Annotated in this window: 16 protein-coding genes and 1 pseudogene; 12 read left to right on the top strand and 5 right to left on the bottom strand. The window is 40.2% G+C overall.

The window, feature by feature from the left end:
- The first annotated feature begins 46 nt into the window (after nt 1-46).
- A complete protein-coding gene (locus H140_RS0110770) occupies nt 47-793 on the top strand; it encodes an SDR family NAD(P)-dependent oxidoreductase (RefSeq protein WP_019673668.1) in 747 nt (248 codons plus the stop codon).
- Between the two features lie 76 nt (nt 794-869).
- Here the strand turns inward: H140_RS0110770 and H140_RS14505 are convergent.
- Together H140_RS14505 and H140_RS0110760 are read right to left on the bottom strand one after the other, a co-directional pair.
- Nucleotides 870-1220 (bottom strand): annotated as a pseudogene (locus H140_RS14505) (LysE family transporter); the annotation flags it as partial.
- Nucleotides 1221-1387: 167 nt separating this feature from the next.
- On the bottom strand, nt 1388-2263 hold the full coding sequence (locus H140_RS0110760; protein WP_019673666.1) for a DMT family transporter: 876 nt from the start codon (nt 2261-2263) through the stop codon (nt 1388-1390).
- A 139-nt stretch (nt 2264-2402) separates the two neighbouring features.
- On the opposite strand from H140_RS0110760, the gene H140_RS0110755 reads away from it, so the two are divergent.
- From H140_RS0110755 to H140_RS0110745, 3 genes are all read left to right on the top strand, one after another.
- Nucleotides 2403-2684 carry a CGNR zinc finger domain-containing protein gene (locus tag H140_RS0110755; protein ID WP_019673665.1) on the top strand — a complete coding sequence of 94 codons (282 nt, stop codon included), beginning with the start codon at nt 2403-2405 and terminating at the stop codon, nt 2682-2684.
- Nucleotides 2685-2794: 110 nt separating this feature from the next.
- Nucleotides 2795-3316: an FMN-binding negative transcriptional regulator gene (locus H140_RS0110750; protein WP_019673664.1), complete on the top strand. Its 522-nt coding sequence runs from the start codon at nt 2795-2797 to the stop codon at nt 3314-3316.
- Between the two features lie 235 nt (nt 3317-3551).
- Nucleotides 3552-4841: an MFS transporter gene (locus tag H140_RS0110745; RefSeq protein WP_019673663.1), complete on the top strand. Its 1290-nt coding sequence runs from the start codon at nt 3552-3554 to the stop codon at nt 4839-4841.
- On the opposite strand, the gene H140_RS0110740 is transcribed toward H140_RS0110745, so the two are convergent.
- Nucleotides 4838-5797 carry a GlxA family transcriptional regulator gene (locus H140_RS0110740; RefSeq protein WP_026349034.1) on the bottom strand — a complete coding sequence of 320 codons (960 nt, stop codon included), beginning with the start codon at nt 5795-5797 and terminating at the stop codon, nt 4838-4840. The two genes, H140_RS0110745 and H140_RS0110740, sit on opposite strands and share 4 nt — an antisense overlap.
- 237 nt (nt 5798-6034) lie before the next feature.
- Between H140_RS0110740 and H140_RS0110735 the strand changes: the two genes are divergently transcribed.
- The 5 genes from H140_RS0110735 to H140_RS0110715 all read left to right on the top strand — a co-directional run bounded on the left by H140_RS0110735 (nt 6035) and on the right by H140_RS0110715 (nt 12338).
- Nucleotides 6035-6496 carry a GNAT family N-acetyltransferase gene (locus H140_RS0110735; RefSeq protein ID WP_019673661.1) on the top strand — a complete coding sequence of 154 codons (462 nt, stop codon included), beginning with the start codon at nt 6035-6037 and terminating at the stop codon, nt 6494-6496.
- Nucleotides 6497-6645: 149 nt separating this feature from the next.
- Entirely contained in the window at nt 6646-8106 is a 1461-nt protein-coding gene (locus H140_RS0110730; protein ID WP_019673660.1) for a DUF3375 domain-containing protein, read from the top strand.
- 320 nt (nt 8107-8426) lie between these two features.
- Nucleotides 8427-9725 carry a Wadjet anti-phage system protein JetD domain-containing protein gene (locus H140_RS0110725; protein WP_019673659.1) on the top strand — a complete coding sequence of 433 codons (1299 nt, stop codon included), beginning with the start codon at nt 8427-8429 and terminating at the stop codon, nt 9723-9725.
- Between the two features lie 386 nt (nt 9726-10111).
- A complete protein-coding gene (gene purB, locus H140_RS0110720) occupies nt 10112-11512 on the top strand; it encodes an adenylosuccinate lyase (protein ID WP_019673658.1) in 1401 nt (466 codons plus the stop codon).
- Nucleotides 11513-11690: 178 nt separating this feature from the next.
- Nucleotides 11691-12338: a DUF2238 domain-containing protein gene (locus tag H140_RS0110715; RefSeq protein ID WP_051086896.1), complete on the top strand. Its 648-nt coding sequence runs from the start codon at nt 11691-11693 to the stop codon at nt 12336-12338.
- A 97-nt stretch (nt 12339-12435) separates the two neighbouring features.
- Here H140_RS0110715 and H140_RS16060 read toward each other — a convergent pair whose 3' ends face one another.
- The gene (locus tag H140_RS16060; protein ID WP_167320794.1) at nt 12436-12600 is read right to left on the bottom strand and encodes an NF038104 family lipoprotein; all 165 of its coding nucleotides are present in this window, start codon (nt 12598-12600) and stop codon (nt 12436-12438) included.
- Nucleotides 12601-12870: 270 nt separating this feature from the next.
- Between H140_RS16060 and H140_RS0110710 the strand changes: the two genes are divergently transcribed.
- Together H140_RS0110710 and H140_RS16055 are read left to right on the top strand one after the other, a co-directional pair.
- A complete protein-coding gene (locus H140_RS0110710; RefSeq protein ID WP_019673656.1) occupies nt 12871-14052 on the top strand; it encodes a cupin domain-containing protein in 1182 nt (393 codons plus the stop codon).
- 290 nt (nt 14053-14342) lie between these two features.
- Nucleotides 14343-14510 carry a hypothetical protein gene (locus H140_RS16055; RefSeq protein WP_019673655.1) on the top strand — a complete coding sequence of 56 codons (168 nt, stop codon included), beginning with the start codon at nt 14343-14345 and terminating at the stop codon, nt 14508-14510.
- A gap of 258 nt (nt 14511-14768) precedes the next feature.
- On the opposite strand, the gene H140_RS0110700 is transcribed toward H140_RS16055, so the two are convergent.
- Entirely contained in the window at nt 14769-15575 is an 807-nt protein-coding gene (locus tag H140_RS0110700; protein WP_019673654.1) for an enoyl-ACP reductase FabI, read from the bottom strand.
- A 458-nt stretch (nt 15576-16033) separates the two neighbouring features.
- Between H140_RS0110700 and folE the strand changes: the two genes are divergently transcribed.
- Complete coding sequence (gene folE, locus H140_RS0110695) at nt 16034-16642, top strand: GTP cyclohydrolase I FolE (protein ID WP_019673653.1); 609 nt, start codon at nt 16034-16036, stop codon at nt 16640-16642.
- The last annotated feature ends 332 nt before the right edge of the window (nt 16643-16974 follow it).

Here is a 16974-nt window from a genome sequence, read left to right as displayed (position 1 = left end):
ATAAGGTCAAAGCTTCTAAAATCTAGAATTAGACAAAGGGATAATTATGAAAAATTTAAAAGATCATGTCATTATAGTCACTGGTGGTGCAGCAGGAATTGGCGGTGCAATAACTACTGTCCTGACGCAAAGAGGCGCATCTGTCATAGCGGTAGATATTGATGACACTGCTGGTCAGCAGAAAGTTGACACTAATCCTGAACATATTGTATTTGTTAAAGGCGATATCTCCAAGCCTTCAGTTGCCCAACAAGCGGTAGAGATGGCGGTATCAAGGTTTGGGAAACTGACAGGTGTGGTAAATAATGCACACGCCTCCAAACAAAAACCTTTAATGCAGCTTACCGAAGAAGATTGGGCGTTATCTATGGATACTGGCTTAAAAGGAACTTTAAATTTTATGAAAGCGGCCTATCCAGAACTAAAAAAAACCAAAGGGGCTATCGTTAATTTTGGCTCTGGTGCTGCCCTTAATGGCCAAAAAAACCAAGCCAGTTATGCGGCTGCTAAGGAAGCAATTCGTGGCTTATCTCGAGTAGCGGCTAACGAATGGGCGGAAGATGGTATTCGTGTCAATATTGTTTGTCCATTAGCATTAACCGAAGGTGTTAAAAAGTGGAAGGAAGCCTTTCCTGAACAGTATCAAGAAATTGCTGATAAGCACCCCATGCATCGATTTGGCGATCCCCAAAAAGATATCGCACCAATAGTAGCGTTTCTTTTAAGTGAAGATAGTCAATATATGACAGGTCAAACGTTGATGGCAGATGGTGGCGACATTAAATTAAGATAAATGACATTTAACCTATAATAGGTAGACGATTGTCAATCAGTCGTTTACCCTTTTTTATTGACAAATTTAATAATTATTAATTCACGTTAGTAAAAAGTAAAAACACTCCCAACATGCCTAATATAAACCCAATTACCCGATTAATGACGGCTTTTCTCTGTAGCATTTTCTGCCGTAAAGTTCGCTGTGAAAACAATAACGCCACCAAAGCAAACCAGACAAAATGAGTGACAGACATAAATAAACCATAACCAATCAAAATAGCTTTTGGGGTAATCGCACTAACAATTTGAGTATAAGTACTAATGACAAAAAGCGTCGTTTTAGGATTTAAAGCATTGGTAAAAAAGCCATATCTTAATGCCTGTGCAGAACTAATTTGATTTGAAGTCCCTACTTCTTTAACAGGGGTTTGAGTAACGGCTCTGCCTATCATCTGCTTTCTGATGCCCCCTTTTATGAGGATGAAAGAAAAGTGATATTCAAAAATTGGTTGAAGGCAGAGATGTTACTCAGTAAAAAGGTGTTTATGGAGCAGTTGTAGTCGGTTAGTGGATATTGGAATATTGGCTATCCAATTTTTGACCACTATCTTCAAGCCGAATAACGTTTAGCCCCTGCTACACAAATAATAGCACCAAGAGTACTGATTATCATACCTAAGCTCACTGTCTCATGTAGCAATACTGATGCCAGCATTAATCCCATAAAAGGTTGTAATAACTGTAATTGACCTACTGACGCGGTACCCCCTAGAGCCAGACCTTTATACCAAAATATAAACCCAATAAACATGCTAAATAGTGAGACATACATTAACCCTATCCAACCTGTACTACTTACATTATCCAAACTTGTGGGGTAAGTATATATCGCTAGTGGTAGCATAACTGGTAAAGATATAATAAGTGCCCAACTTATCACCTGCCAGCCACCAAATACTTTGGTGAGTCTCGCTCCTTCTGCATATCCTATAGCACACGTTGTCACAGCACCTAGCATAAATAGCCCACCTAGCCTAGCATTTATGTTCGATGCGTCCTCTTTACTAAGCACAGCAAAGCCTGCCACAAAAGCACTACCTGCAACTGCGAACAACCAAAATATCAATGGCGGTCGCTTATCTCCACGCAGTACAGCAAATACAGCCGTCAACAAGGGCAATATGCCTAAAAAAACAATCGCATGAGCGGAGGTGATGTATTGTAAAGCCAAAGCACTCAGTAATGGAAAGCCGATAACCACGCCTAAAGCGGTGACTACAATTGAAACTAAATGTTCTTTGGTAGGCACCTTCTGATGTAAAGCTATCAATACCATAGTGCCTATTATGGCAGGAATGGTTGCTCGCACTGCCGTTAAAAAAAGAGGATCAAAGTCCATGACAGCGACCCGAGTGGCAGGTAGAGATTCCGCAATAATCACCACGCCTATAAAACCGTTGATCCAACCTGATGTTATTTTATTCATTGTAATCCCCAAAATTTATTAAGGACTTATTACAACAAAATATTTAGTTATCAACGACAGACAATACCGTACAATTATGCCAAACTGTTTGGTATCAATTACCCATACAATCCTATTAAAACTTTGGGAAAGTCAAAATATGACCACAAATGTGAATAAACCTACCACACGTATTGAACAAATAATGACGGATGTGAAACACAAGATCGCAAGCGTCAGTTATGTTTCTGGCACCCGACTTCCCTCTATTAGAGCGGCTGCCAAAGTTCACAACGTCTCTGCGTCTACGGTAGCTGAAGCTTATGAACGTTGCGGGATTGTTTTTTTGGACAAATCTAGAGGTAACAATCGCAACTGGTGTTCTATGAAGACGTGTGGCAACCGAGCAAAGGTTGCTCGTTTTGCCGATAAAAATAACTAACGTTATTACAACTTACCATCACCTTGCCTCCCTTTAAATAAGAACTCGCCACCAATAAGTGGGATACTGCCGACCTCTAACCAACTTATCACCCCATATAGAGCAACACTATGTTTACCCCTAAAGTATTTGCCGAACACAATATCGATAACATTGCCTCATTTATAAAATCATACCCACTCGCTACCGTGATTGCTCGTACTGAAAATGGCATGGAAGCCAGTCATATTCCTATGTACTGGCAAGATAACGGTACTGAACATGGGTGTTTATATGGTCATATCACCATAACCAATCCCTTGAACGTTAAAGTTGATATGACATCACCTTGGTTGGTTATTTTCCTAGAATCAGGGCATTATATAACCCCAAATTGGTATCCGAGTAAAGCTACAACGCACAAGGCTGTCCCTACTTGGAACTATCAAGCGGTACATGTTACAGGTCAGGTTGAGGTATTAACCCAATGTAGCCGTATCATTGAAATTTTAACGCATCAGACGGCTGATTTCGAAGCCAGTCAACCTATTCCATGGTCTTTAAAGGATGCGCCAGAAAAATACATTCAAGCAATGACTCGTGCCATAGTAGGAATACGTGTTGATATTACTGACATTCAAGCACAGTTTTAATTAAGTCAGAATAAAAAGGCTGAGGATAAAGCTGGCGTTATTAAAGGTCTTCAACAACTCGGCACAGCTAAAGCTAGTGAGATGGTTAATTTAATTGAAGGTCATAAAAGATAACTGCATATGTTTTTACCAACCATTCATGTCGCTTTTTAAAGTTTTCATGTCCTAATAATCCACTCTTAATTAACAAGCTTGCCATAATAATGAGACTCATCAATCCATAAAAGGATTAATCATGTCTCATTACTCAAAATCATCTGATTTAGTCAATAAAAGCCAAGTCCTATTTCTAGTATGCGGACTTATCGTCACCATACTTGCATCCGCCATTAAAAGTGTTTATCAAATTTATTTTATTGATTTACCTGATATCTATAATTTGAGTCGCTCCCAAGTATCCTTACTGGGAGCTTTATTTGGGCTATTCGTGGGTATTTTTTCACCGATTACAGGGTGGCTTTGTGACAAGTACGGCGCTTCATTGACCATAATTTCTGGGATTGTGGTAGCTATTATAGGCTTTTATGGTATTTCAGTAGTCGACACCCTACCGCTACTTATTGTCTGCTTTAGTATATTATTGTCCTATGCTTTGACCGCCATGACTTTTATTCCCTTTGGGATTTTAATTGATAGCGTATTCAATGAAAACACCAAAAACGCCTCTTATACCTTACTTGCTAACGGCACTGCGATTGGTTTTATTGTGCTGTCGCCACTTTGGGTTTATTTAAATGGTTTTGTAGGCTGGCAATCCATTAACAGTATTTTATCTGTCGTCTATTTAATCGTACTTATTCCGATAGGTATTTGTTTCTATATAAGATTTCCCAAAAAACTTATTGTAGACTCCACGAGCCTGCCATCTAGTGAGTCAGCTCAAGACTTAACTCATACAAATGATAGTCAACCTAATAAAATAATCACCTTACTTCTAAATAAACGCTATCTTCTACTTGCGGTATCGTTTGGGGGTTGTGGTATGGCAATGGCATTTATTGATGTGCATCTGGTCGCCTTAATAAAAACCATCGATACCTTGCAAGTTTTTAACAGTAACGATACGTTTGTAGCGACCAGTTTAAGTTTACTCGGCATAACAGAGTTAATTGGTTCAGGTTTGGTGCTTATCGCCGTTAAACGCTATAACTTATATGTGGTGCTAGGCAGTTTGTATTTAATAAGAGCTATTACGTTTTGGTTAATGGGCCTGTTTTCAATCGATAGCGTGTATGTTTTATTGCTATCGCTATTTGGACTCACCTATATGGGAACAGTGATTATCAGCTCACTGTTATGCTTGCGTTGGTATGGTGCACACATTAAAGGCACAATGTTTGGTATGCTATTTTTTGTGCATCAAGTCTTTGTTTTCGCATCGGTATGGCTTGGTGGGTTAAACTTCGATGTCAGCGGGAGCTATAAATGGTATTTATATGCCTTGATAGTGATGTGCCTTATTTCGGCTATGGCTTCGTTTAAACTACGCTCTATAAATCATAACGAACTCATAGACCCAAACTAACTATCGAATTGTTTTAAACATTGCCTTAACGAATTACTATTTGGAAAACCTGAGGCATGAGCGATATATTCAAGATTTGAATGATGGGTCATCAAAGATTTGGCATGTTCGGTTCGATAATAATTTATATATTGATGAATGGTCGTCCCCGTAGCTTGTTTAAATATTCGTTGTAAGTGTCGTAATGAAACGCCTTGCACGTCAGCTAAAGCTTGCTGTGATATTTTTTGTTGAAAATGGGTTTGGATATAGTCCTGAACCTCGTGAACCACAGGATGCACATGGTTTCTGTATTGTACGTGAATAGATAACTGGGGATCATTTGCCATTCGCCGTCTATAAATCACTAAATCTCGGGCTATCTGCAACGACATCTCGTAACCAAAATAACGCTCAATTAAATGTAGGGCTAAATCTAAACCAGCAGTTACCCCTGCTGTGGTTATAACATTGCTATCTTCTACAAATATACGCTCCCATTCAAAATTCACCTTGGGATATTGAGTTTCAATAACCCCTTTTAGACTATGGTGTGTTGTACAGCGCCTGCCATTTAAAAAATTGGCTTTGGCAAGCAGAATACTACCGGTACATATACCAACAATTAAAGGTGTTTGAGAATGATCTGCGGATAAGTCTGGTGTATTGTTGGCGATCTGTTTTAGCCATGCGATGCTTTTAAAGCTGGACGAATCAGAATAGATAGTGTCGTTATAATGGCTGGCTCCAACTATAATAATGGCATTGTCTTCTAGGGTATCAGGTGGCGCTTTAATGTTGCTAAACTGCAATCCTTGATGCGAAGTTAACTCATTTTCAAAACCTATGTAATGCAACTCAATCGATGCCCCACGTTTTGAGGCTTCATGAAAGGCTTGCATAGGTCCTGCTAAATCTAAAACGTGAACGTCTTTATTTAGTAGAAAATATACGTTAAGTGTGTGGCTATCCTGCACTGGGTTAATCCTGTTAGTAATAAATAATGGGACTTTACATGGTAGCGGTTATAATCTAGGATTTATTTAAACTACTTCAAATCAAAAGATTAGGCCTTGAAAAACCTTGAAATGAAATAAAATATTTCCTACCAGTAAACTTGCACCAGTACAGTATAATCTTGTTTTTAAATAACAACTATATAACTTCATACCAAATTTAAGAGCTGAACCTTCAAACCCATATTGGACAATACAATGAAAAAAACTTCAAACAACAGTATCAATATACAACCCCTCAATAACAATGACTTTGATGATTGGCTAGTACTTTGGAATGCCTACTTAACTTTTTATAAAACATCTTTACCACTTGAAATAACTACGGAAACTTGGCGCAAGCTATTAGATGAAAACACCCCCATCTATGGCTTTGGTGCTTATCGAAATGATAAGCTGATAGGTATCGTACACATCGTGATACATCCAAACACTTGGAATAACACTGAAGTTTGTTATTTAGAAGATTTATATGTCGCACAAACGGTACGAGGTACGGGTGCAGGACGAGCATTAATTGAACATGTATATGGCTTTGCTGATAACAAAAACTGCAACCGTGTCTATTGGACAACACAAGAGAGTAACACCACCGCCCGTAAGCTTTATGACAAAATTGCTAATCTTACCGATATGGTTCAATATCGACATGATTTATAACAACTTTAAGGCAATACTTCCAAAATTTTTCTTGTCACTTTCTGCACGAGTATCGCCAATATCAATATGCAAAAACACCACTAAAACAACTGTGATACTGTAAGTAATGTATAATAAAAATACATTAGCTCAACCAAAAAGGACACCCCGTGAACTTCCAAGGTCTCTCAGCCAAATACCGCCGCCTGTACCAAGAGCACGCCGCATGGCGACTGATGCGAGCCGATAACGCCCCACATATTCTCGCCTTTATCAGCGATTTATTTAGCGAGCACAGTGAAGTCCCCTACGGGCAAGCCAAGCTACTGCTCGATGCGCAAATTGAGCACAGTCGCAACCTTGGTATTTGGGACACCCAAACCAATGCCAGCGCTTATCTTAATCAATGGATAGCCCAAGGTTGGCTAAGAGAACTGGACGACCTACTCACCAAAACCGACGCCACCGAAATGGCATTGCGCTTTTGCCGAGGTTTTGAGGAGCGTACCATTAACGTCAGTGCCTCGCATCTGCGTATCGTACAAGAAGCAGTACGAGATTTTGTGGTTGCCTCTGACGAAGACATTGACAGCCGTATTCAACTGCTTGAGGACAAAAAGGCCGCCATTCAGCGCCAAATTGACGACCTAAACGCTGGCGTAGTCCACAAACTCACCGACAATGAGCAACGAGAATACATCCGAGAAATCTACCAGCTTGCCTCCCAGCTAACAGGAGATTTTCGCCTATTAGAAGAACAAATCCGCCAGCTCGACAAAGACATCCGTATCGAGATGATAGAAGACGACAACTCCAGAGGCAACCTGCTAGGACAAGTCATGGATCGAGAGAATTTACTTGCCCAAACCGAAGCAGGCAGTGCCTTTGAAGGCTTCTTTCAACTTTTATGCGACTATAACCGAGTCACTGAATTTCGAGAACAACTTCATTTCGTGTTGCAAACCCCTGCCGCAAAATACCTAAGCGCTCCCCAGCGTCAATTTCTATCCGACCTAATCTCCGAGCTTAGCCGTGAGAGCGATAGAGTATTACGCATCCGTCGCCGTACCGAGCAAGAGTTACGTGCCTATATCGAGAGCGGGGCAATGGCAGAAGGTCGAGCAGTCAGCAAACTCATTAGCAAGCTTGAACAACTGGCAGTCAGTCTGCGAGATGGCGACTGCAAGCTCAGCACCGACATAGCACTCTGCCTACCCATTGGCAAAGTCGAAATATCCTCACCCGACACCATGCGTCTAAAGCAACCCGACGAGCGAGTCGAGCTTGGTTCAATCGAAGCTCATGTTAACAGCCGTAAGCCTAGCCAAACCATGCTAGACAGTTTAAGCACCGTCAAAGTCAAAGAAGTCGCCCAAACCATCCGCACCCAACTACGACAAAACAGCCCGCAAACCATCGCCCAACTCACCCAAACCCACCCCATCAAAGAAGGTCTTGAAGAGCTGGTCGCCTACATTCGTATCGCCCGAGCCGTGCAAGCCACCGAGCTTAACAGCGAAGAGCAAGTTATTATTCATGACCCACAAGGCATCAGCTTACAGGCACATATCCCTAGCCTGTTATTTAGTGAATCACTATTTCCTGATGATATTGAGGAGTTGGCTTTATAAAGGAATTAACTGAATATATTACCGATTTTGGAGCTAATCTCGCTTTCCGCTATTATCTGCACAGACGTGTGAGGCGATGGCTAAGGTTTGTCAAGTCTCTTGCTTCGCGTAGCCTTGACAAACCAAGCCCTCGCAACTCACCCATCCGTACAGGATATCCGCTACAATCGAGGCTAAACCGCTCCTCCGTGGCAACGTTAGTCTACAAAATTTAAATCATCAAAAAATATGGTAGGTAAGTCAAGTCATAATCTGTCGACTCTTTGAGTTTCGTCATAATCCTGCTACCCTAACAATTTAACTTTAACACATCACACCCCATGACCAAAAAATCAAAGCCAACTACATCAACCACCCCAAACTGGGGTATCTTACCCAACCAAGCCATCGCTCAACTTAAAAAACGAGAATGGGACAATACCACTCGGCTTAGAGCACGTCTCAAAAATGAACGACCGTTCCCAATCATATTACCACTTAAACCGCCCAAAACAGGTAATGATTTACTTAACCATCCCAACCATTTTCAAGACTTTGTGCAAGCGTGGCGAGAGTTTGAGGCTTTGCATGTCGATTATTCCGATATAGTGCAATGGCAACAAAACGGCTTTCGTCACTTTGCCGAGCAAACCATTCCAACCAAGATTATTATTCCGAACATTGAGGCTTTGGTTAAAATACTAGGCACATCAGCACAGAACCAACTCAAACGCTGGCAACATAAGCTGGGATTTATTCATAGCCACTTATATAAAGTTATGCCGACTGTATTTGACACAAGCACTCTGTCAGATGATTGGCAAACCACGCTGTTTAATGCCTTGATAGATAGATTGCAAACTGTCGATAATATGAATGATAGTGAGCTCGAGTTATTGATTAAAGTCATCCCACAGTTACAGCCAAACATGGGCACAGGGTTATACCTTCGAGCCCTACCCATACATTACGTTGACACCAAGTTTATCGAAACTTACGACACGCTCATAACTACCATTCTTGAAGCCTTTTATCCCAATCAAGTCAAACCAATTGGTTTAAGCAGATGGCTTGGCTGTTTGGATAAGCCCAACGGCTGGCTTTTGGTACGTCCACTATGCAAGCAGACTCAAGCCAAGCTTGGCGGTTTGCCAATATTGCGGTTACCCACAGATACCCTCTATAACCATCCTTTACCAGCAAACCATATATTGGTGGTAGAAAATGAGCAGTCTTGTCTTGCCCTACCCTATGGCATTGAAGCAACCAAAGATACCATTGCCATCGCTGGCGGTGGTAAGAATGTCAACTGGATGAATGCCGATTGGTTACAGCAAAGAACTGTTGGCTATTGGGGCGATATTGATTCTGAAGGCTTGGCGATTTTAAGCCAAGCTCGTGCCTATTGTCCGCATTTAACGGCTTTGATGATGAACAAACAAACCGTACTCAAATTTGATGTGCGTATGGTGAATGAGCCTGAGTCAAAACATTTAGCTCCTAGCCATTTAACTGAAGAGGAAGCAATTTTATTTACTGAATTGCGTCAGGGTAACTATGAAAATAAACGCTTGGAACAAGAGAGACTGCCGAGTGATTATATTAATAAAGCCTTATCTCATTGGAAAGATTTACCCTAAACTAAAACTCACTCACTATCAAATTGTTCAGACTCATTAGATTCTCTGCAAAACTAATACCAAATCTGAAAATTAAGATATCGAGGAAAACGAGTGCAAACACTACAAGTCGCAGTTTAGCGAGTTTGACAAAGATAGGTTGTTTTTTTAGAAAAGTATTACTTTAATCAATGAATACCTACCTCATACTCAGTCATATCATGCAGATAGAAACACGCTGCTAGCAATATGACCTCCTAGCAATATGACCTCCTAGCAATATGAATAGTTACACTAAATGTAGAGGGGCTCATTAACCTAGACAGCATAAGTTGTTATAATTAGGGTTTGAAATCCCCATTAATGGTAAATCCATTAACTTTAATACGTCTTATCGAAGGATAAACATGACTTTACTATCTGCCCTAACCGCCCTATCTCCAATCGATGGCCGCTATGCCAGCCGTGCTGACTCTTTACGCCCTTTTTTATCAGAATTTGGTCTGATTAAAGCCCGTGTCACTGTAGAAATTCGCTGGTTGCAAGCTTTAGCGGATAACGATGCCATCACTGAATTGGCTAAGTTTGATCAAGACACTACTGCTTTTTTGGATGCTATTGTCGATAACTTTAGTGAAGATGATGCCCAAGCGATTAAAGACATCGAAAAAACCACCAACCATGACGTTAAAGCGGTGGAATACTTCATTAAAAATAAATTTAAAGGAAAAGATAAACTAGAAGATAGCCTTGAATTTATCCATTTTGCCTGTACTTCAGAAGACATCAACAATCTATCTTACGCCTTAATGTTAAAAGACAGCCGTGATATTGTAGCTGATAAGCTACAACAAGTGACCGATGCAATTATCGCACTTGCCAAAGAACACGCTAACCAGCCAATGCTATCACGCACTCATGGTCAAACTGCAAGCCCAACCACTTTGGGTAAAGAAATGGCAAACGTTGCCTATCGTTTGGCCCGTCAGATCAAACAAATCAACCAAGTTGAGTTACTGGGCAAAATTAACGGTGCAGTCGGAAATTACAACGCTCATTTGTCTGCCTATCCAGATGTTGACTGGACAAGCCATGCCCAACAATTTATCACTGAGCGTTTGGGGTTAACTTTTAACCCATACACCACTCAGATTGAGCCACACGATTATATCGCTGAATTATTCGATGCCTTACGTCGTTTTAACACCGTATTAATCGATTTCAACCGTGATATTTGGCAGTATATTAGCTTAGGCTATTTTAAGCAAAAACTAAAAGAAGGTGAGGTCGGCTCATCAACCATGCCGCACAAAGTGAACCCAATCGACTTTGAAAACTCAGAAGGTAACTTAGGTGTGGCCAATGCTATGCTGGCACATTTAGGTGAAAAATTGCCAATCTCACGTATGCAACGTGACCTATCAGACTCAACTGTGTTACGTAATATCGGTGTCGGCTTGGCACAAAGCATGATTGCTTATGATGCCTGTCTAAAAGGTATTGGTAAACTTGAGGTCAACCCAGAAAGACTAAATACTGATTTAGATCAAGCGCAAGAAGTACTTGCAGAGCCAATCCAGACGGTGATGCGCCGCTACCGTGTTGAAAACCCATATGAAAAGCTAAAAGCCTTAACCCGTGGTCAGGCCATGACACGTGAAAAAATGCTAGAATTTGTCAACGGTAATGAGCTTGACGCCGTACCTGAAGCAGACAAAGCCCGCTTACGTGAGCTAACACCAGCCACCTATATCGGTAACGCTGATGAGCAAGCCAAAGCTATTGAAGAATGGATAAGCAAATTATAGTTTATAGTTGAGCATAGCAGTTAGGGACTTTATAGACTTCATTTACAGAACTAATAAATCAATTCTATACAGTCCCTAATAAAACATTAGTTATTTTTTGAGCAAGGGTCTGTTGTCACTGATAACAACAGATCCTTATATTTTTAAGATACTCACGAATTTACACTAAGCCTCAATCATGACAAACCACAAAACTGCCAATAATATCATAACGGTTTGCCTCGTGATGGTGACCCTCATCATGCTAGTAGCGAGTATCAAACCACTTAACTGGTCTGATTATTTGCTACATCAGGCAGGTAGCGTGATTTTTATGGCAACAGTTTGGAGTTGTTATCGCAGATTCAGTTGCAGGCCGTTATCCTTCGCCTTGGCTAGTCTATTCATTATCATTCATATTATTGGTGCCAGATATCTTTACTCTTTTGTGCCTTATAATGAGTGTAGTGTTGCTTTATTTTCTGTCAATCTCAATGAGGTTTTTGGCTGGGAACGCAATATGTACGACAGGTTAGTGCATTTTAGCTATGGACTATTATTGCTTCCTCTTATGCGTGATATCTTCCACTACTTGTTGCCACAGCTATCGGTAAAGGCTGTCTTATTATTGGTGTTGCAATTTAACCTTGCGACCAGTGCTCTATACGAATTATTTGAATGGCTATTAGCAGTTATCTTGTCACCTGAGTCCGCTGAAGCTTATAATGGTCAACAAGGGGATGTGTGGGATGCACAAAAGGATATATTTTTGGCTTTGCTTGGTGCGCTAGTGAGTGCTATTTTTGTACCGCTAAAATCAAAACTGCCTAGAATCAGAACTGCCTAAGATCAGATCTGACAAAAACTAGCAGTAAATTAAAATTCTGCAACCAGCTAGCGATACCCATATTTAATGAATAGGTGGCCATCTTTTAATCAGCAATTTAATCACCACCAGGTATCACAGCTTTGGTCACAGCAACCGTTCCTTTTACCACGCCCTTAGTTGTTTTGTAAGCGACTTTGACTGGTACGGTAACCACTTTATGAATACAGGACTGTAAGAAGATACTGCTTACGATAAGAGTAATGAGTGTTAATTTATTCACTGAAAATGCCTGTTATTGATGACGTATTCACATATAGTCGCAGCTAACAACTTCAAGTGCAAGGTAGCCGAATGCAGTTAAAGAACTATTATCGAATGCAGTCAACCACGTAATGCTTTTGTTTAGCTGTAACTATATTTGGTTTGTTGCACCAATCATAACCTATTTTTTTAGTCTACTAAAGTCCTTCTTACAGTATATTTTCAATGTCTTTTGATGTTTTTTAATGGCTCTTGATGTTTTTTAATATCCCTTGATAGGAAATAACCCATGTCTAAACTCAATTTTTGCCTCCCAGTCCACATTAGCCCTGAACAATTTTTGACTGAATACTGGCAAAAAAAACCACTACTCATCAAACAAGGGCTACCACATCTGGCTGGTATGTTCGAACCAGAAGATATCTTAGGACTAAGTCTTGATGACAATGCCACTGCTCGACTCATTACTCAACATAGGACTGACAGTGGCGACCAATGGCGACTGCAACAAAGTCCGCTAACTGAAGATATGTTCTCTGAACTGCCTGAGCAATGGACTGTACTGGTACAAAACTTAGAACAATGGTCACCTGAGCTTGGCCAATTGTGGCATGCGTTTAACTTTATCCCGCAGTGGCAACGTGACGATATTATGGTGTCTTATGCACCCACTGGTGGCTCTGTTGGTAAGCATTATGATGATTATGATGTATTCCTAGCTCAAGGTTATGGACACAGACGTTGGCAACTGGGAAAATACTGTAATGAAACTACAGAATTTATTCCAGATCAGCCCATCCGTATTTTTGATGATATGGGTGAGATTATACTTGATGAGATACTTGAGCCAGGGGATGTCCTTTATGTACCGCCAAAACTATCCCATTATGGTGTTGCTCAAGATGATTGCCTTACTTTCTCTTTTGGCTTTAGGCGTCCAAATTTGATGCAGATACTAGATAGCTTGGTTGATATAGGCACCACTGATGCCTCGCTTTTTGTACCTTTACTACTTGAACAAAAATTGCAACCCGCTGGCAAGCTTGAACGATCAAGTATTGCTCAAATTAAGCAACAGTTACTTGCCATGTTACAGTCTGAAAAAGGAGATAGCTTAGTGGAGCAGGCTGTCAGCGAGGTGGTTAGCAAGCGTGAGTATGAACTTTTGACCCCTGAAGAGACGATAAGCTTAGATGATCTTGAGCAAGCGCTACAACAAGGTGGGGTGCTGCGTACCGATTATAGCAGCCGTTTAATTTACACCCAATTACAACTAGATAAGACCAAGACGCCAGTAATTTATGCCAATGGTCAGCGTTTGGATGACATCACTGCCACTGAGGCAGAGTTATTACGCCGCTTGGCTGATGGTGAGTCACTTACCGCAGAAGATATATTAAATGTACATGCCGTGCCGTTAGACATCGTTATGGATTGGCTAGAAAATAGCTGGGTATGGCTTGATATTTAGAGGTGTTGGTGGTGTTGGTAGTGTTGGTAGCTATTAGTTGGAAAGATAATAAAGCTGCTTGATAACTAAGTTTACATATGTAAACACAATCTTAGGCCATTACTTCTTATAATAAAGGCTCATGTTGCTATGATTTCCGTAGTTGCTATGATTGCCGTAGTTGCTATGATTACTTAGTAAAGTACATTGGTGCTAATTAAATCAACATGATTCTATGCACCAGAGTCGATATGTTAAAAGAGTCGATATGTTAAATAGGATAGACCCAATATATTAAAGGAGTAATGACAATGTCTAATTCTAATGAACCCTGCAAAACAACTAAAATGAGACGTAATGATATTAATCAAGATCATTTGTCAAAAGAAGACCAACAGCGTACCGATGATTGTGCATTAACCATGATGCAAGGACTACACGAGCATGAAGATCATGAAGACGAAAAAGCACAAAGCTAACTTCAAGCAAGCTGACTAACCATCTATACTGTGCGAATTTTTAATGTTATATTAAAAACAATACTGATACTCTCTTAAAAAACTAAAAATTAAAAAAGACGCTAATACGATGATTAGCGTCTTTTTTTGGTTAGGTGTAATGGACAAAATTCATGCTAAAAATTAGAAGGTTATCGCAAGCTTTGGGCTACTAGCTTTGATAATCGAAGTAGCCACAACACAATCGACCTCGTTAACCATTAACCATTCACCTTCAGCTTAATCATCAGACGCAATCTGCATTAACTGCTCACTAATGGCTACTGTGTTAAAGCCGCCATCGACAAACAAGATCTCACCAGTAATGCCAGATGCCCAAGGTGATAATAAAAATAAAGCAGCATTACCCACCTCCATTTGACTTACATTACGCTGAAGTGGTGCTATCTTAGCATTCACATCCAACATTCGGCGAAATGACTTAATACCACTGGCCGCCAACGTACGGATAGGACCTGCTGAAACCGCATTGACACGAATACCATCTTTGCCCAAGGACGCTGCCAAATAACGAACACTGGCCTCAAGACTGGCTTTTGCCATGCCCATTACATTATAGTTAGGTAGTACGGATATACTGCCTTGGTAGGTTAACGTTAGAAGAGATCCTTGACGTTTTGCTAACAACTCACGAGCAGCCTTAGCTAGTGCCACAAAGCTATATGATGAAATATCATGAGCGATGGCACTGCCTTCACGAGTGGTGGCCTGAGTAAAGTCACCATCAAGCTCTTCAGCTGGCGCAAAACCGATAGCGTGCACTACCCCATCAATACCATCAGGCCAATGCGCTGCTACACTTGCAAAACAGACGTCTATTTGATCATCTGAAGCGACATCACAAGCCAATACGAGATCTGCATCAAACTTCTCTGCCGCCATATCTACCCGTTTTTTCATTTTTTCATTTGGGTAGGTCAAAATAAGTGAAGCTCCCTCCCTATGTAATGCTTCTGCAATGGCCCAAGCAATGGACAATTTACTAGCAATACCTGTTACTACAAAACGCTTTCCTTGTAATAGCATAGTTGACTACTCCCTAATTTTATTATTATTTATACCTAAAAACTTCTACCTAAAATATGGGTAATTAACAATGACTCACCCTTTTCATGACTTAAAATGATATAATATATCATTTTAAGTCATGCGCATAAGCAATCTAATTTATTTGTTTCTTATAATTTTAGCCTTATACGACTCTAACCTCTTAGAAACTTAAAAGCTTAGCTTGTTAACTTAGTCTCTTATAGGGGTTAGGAGTGGCTCAAAATTATCACCGTTTTCAGATATTAGATTGCTTTTAAAGCTTATCATTATACTGCTTATTAACTGTAATAAATACAAAACAAACAAAAGTTTGTTATATTATGAGCGCTTTTGATGTCAAACTGAATAATTCTCAGCTAAATTATGACAAAGCACTTTACAATTAATTTGTAACCGTTAAGCTATAACCTTCTTTTATTTTGCTGCTTATAACTATGTGTGATTCTAACTCAAACGTCTTAAATGAAAATCTAGATCCTAGGCTACCTAACCCAGATCTATATACCAAGCTTATTGCCTCTACTGGTGAAGACTTACAGCGCCCTGGTTTACTCGATACGCCAACCCGTGCTGCTAAAGCCTTTGGTTATCTCACTCAGGGCTATCATCAATCGCTTGAAGAAGTAACCAATGATGCGGTATTCCCAACCGATAACTCAGAGTTGGTGTTGGTGCATAATATTGAGTTTTATTCATTGTGCGAACACCACTTGCTACCGTTTTATGGTGTGGCTCATGTCGGTTATCTACCAGATGGTAACGTACTTGGTTTATCTAAAATAGCACGTATTATTGATATGTATGCGCGCCGGTTACAGATTCAAGAGAACTTAACCAAACAGGTTGCCGAAGCCATTATGGAAACTACTAATTGTCGTGGTGTTGCAGTGGTGATGGATGCAGCACATATGTGCATGATGATGCGCGGTGTTAGTAAGCAGCTATCAAGTACCCGTACCACCTCGATGCTTGGTACGTTACAGACGGATGCACAAGCACGTAATGAGTTTTTGGCCTCTGTACCCGCCTCAAAGCAGTTTTGATTGTTTGATTGTTTTTTTATACAGCACTCAAGTTTAAAGTTAAGCTCGTTGGGTATAATATCAAATCTGAAAATTAAATTATCGAGGAAAACGAGTGCAAACGCTACAAGTAGTATCTTTAGCGAGTTTGACAAAGATAGGTTTTTTTTCACCTATCATTTGATATTGCACTTGGTGTGTTAATCTAATACCAATTCCAAGAAATAATATATAATAAATTATTATTTACTATTACGACGCCAGTATGCCAAAAATAACGCCTAGAAATCATAAGTTAAGCGATCACGACTTTCTGAAGCTATCAAAAGTTGAATCTAAACCAAGAGCACGGG

It is taken from the genome of Psychrobacter lutiphocae DSM 21542, assembly GCF_000382145.1.
In the GTDB taxonomy this organism is placed as follows: Bacteria; Pseudomonadota; Gammaproteobacteria; order Pseudomonadales; family Moraxellaceae; genus Psychrobacter; species Psychrobacter lutiphocae.
The sequence above is the reverse complement of the archived record's forward strand: the minus strand, read 5'-3'. Positions and strand labels throughout refer to the sequence as shown.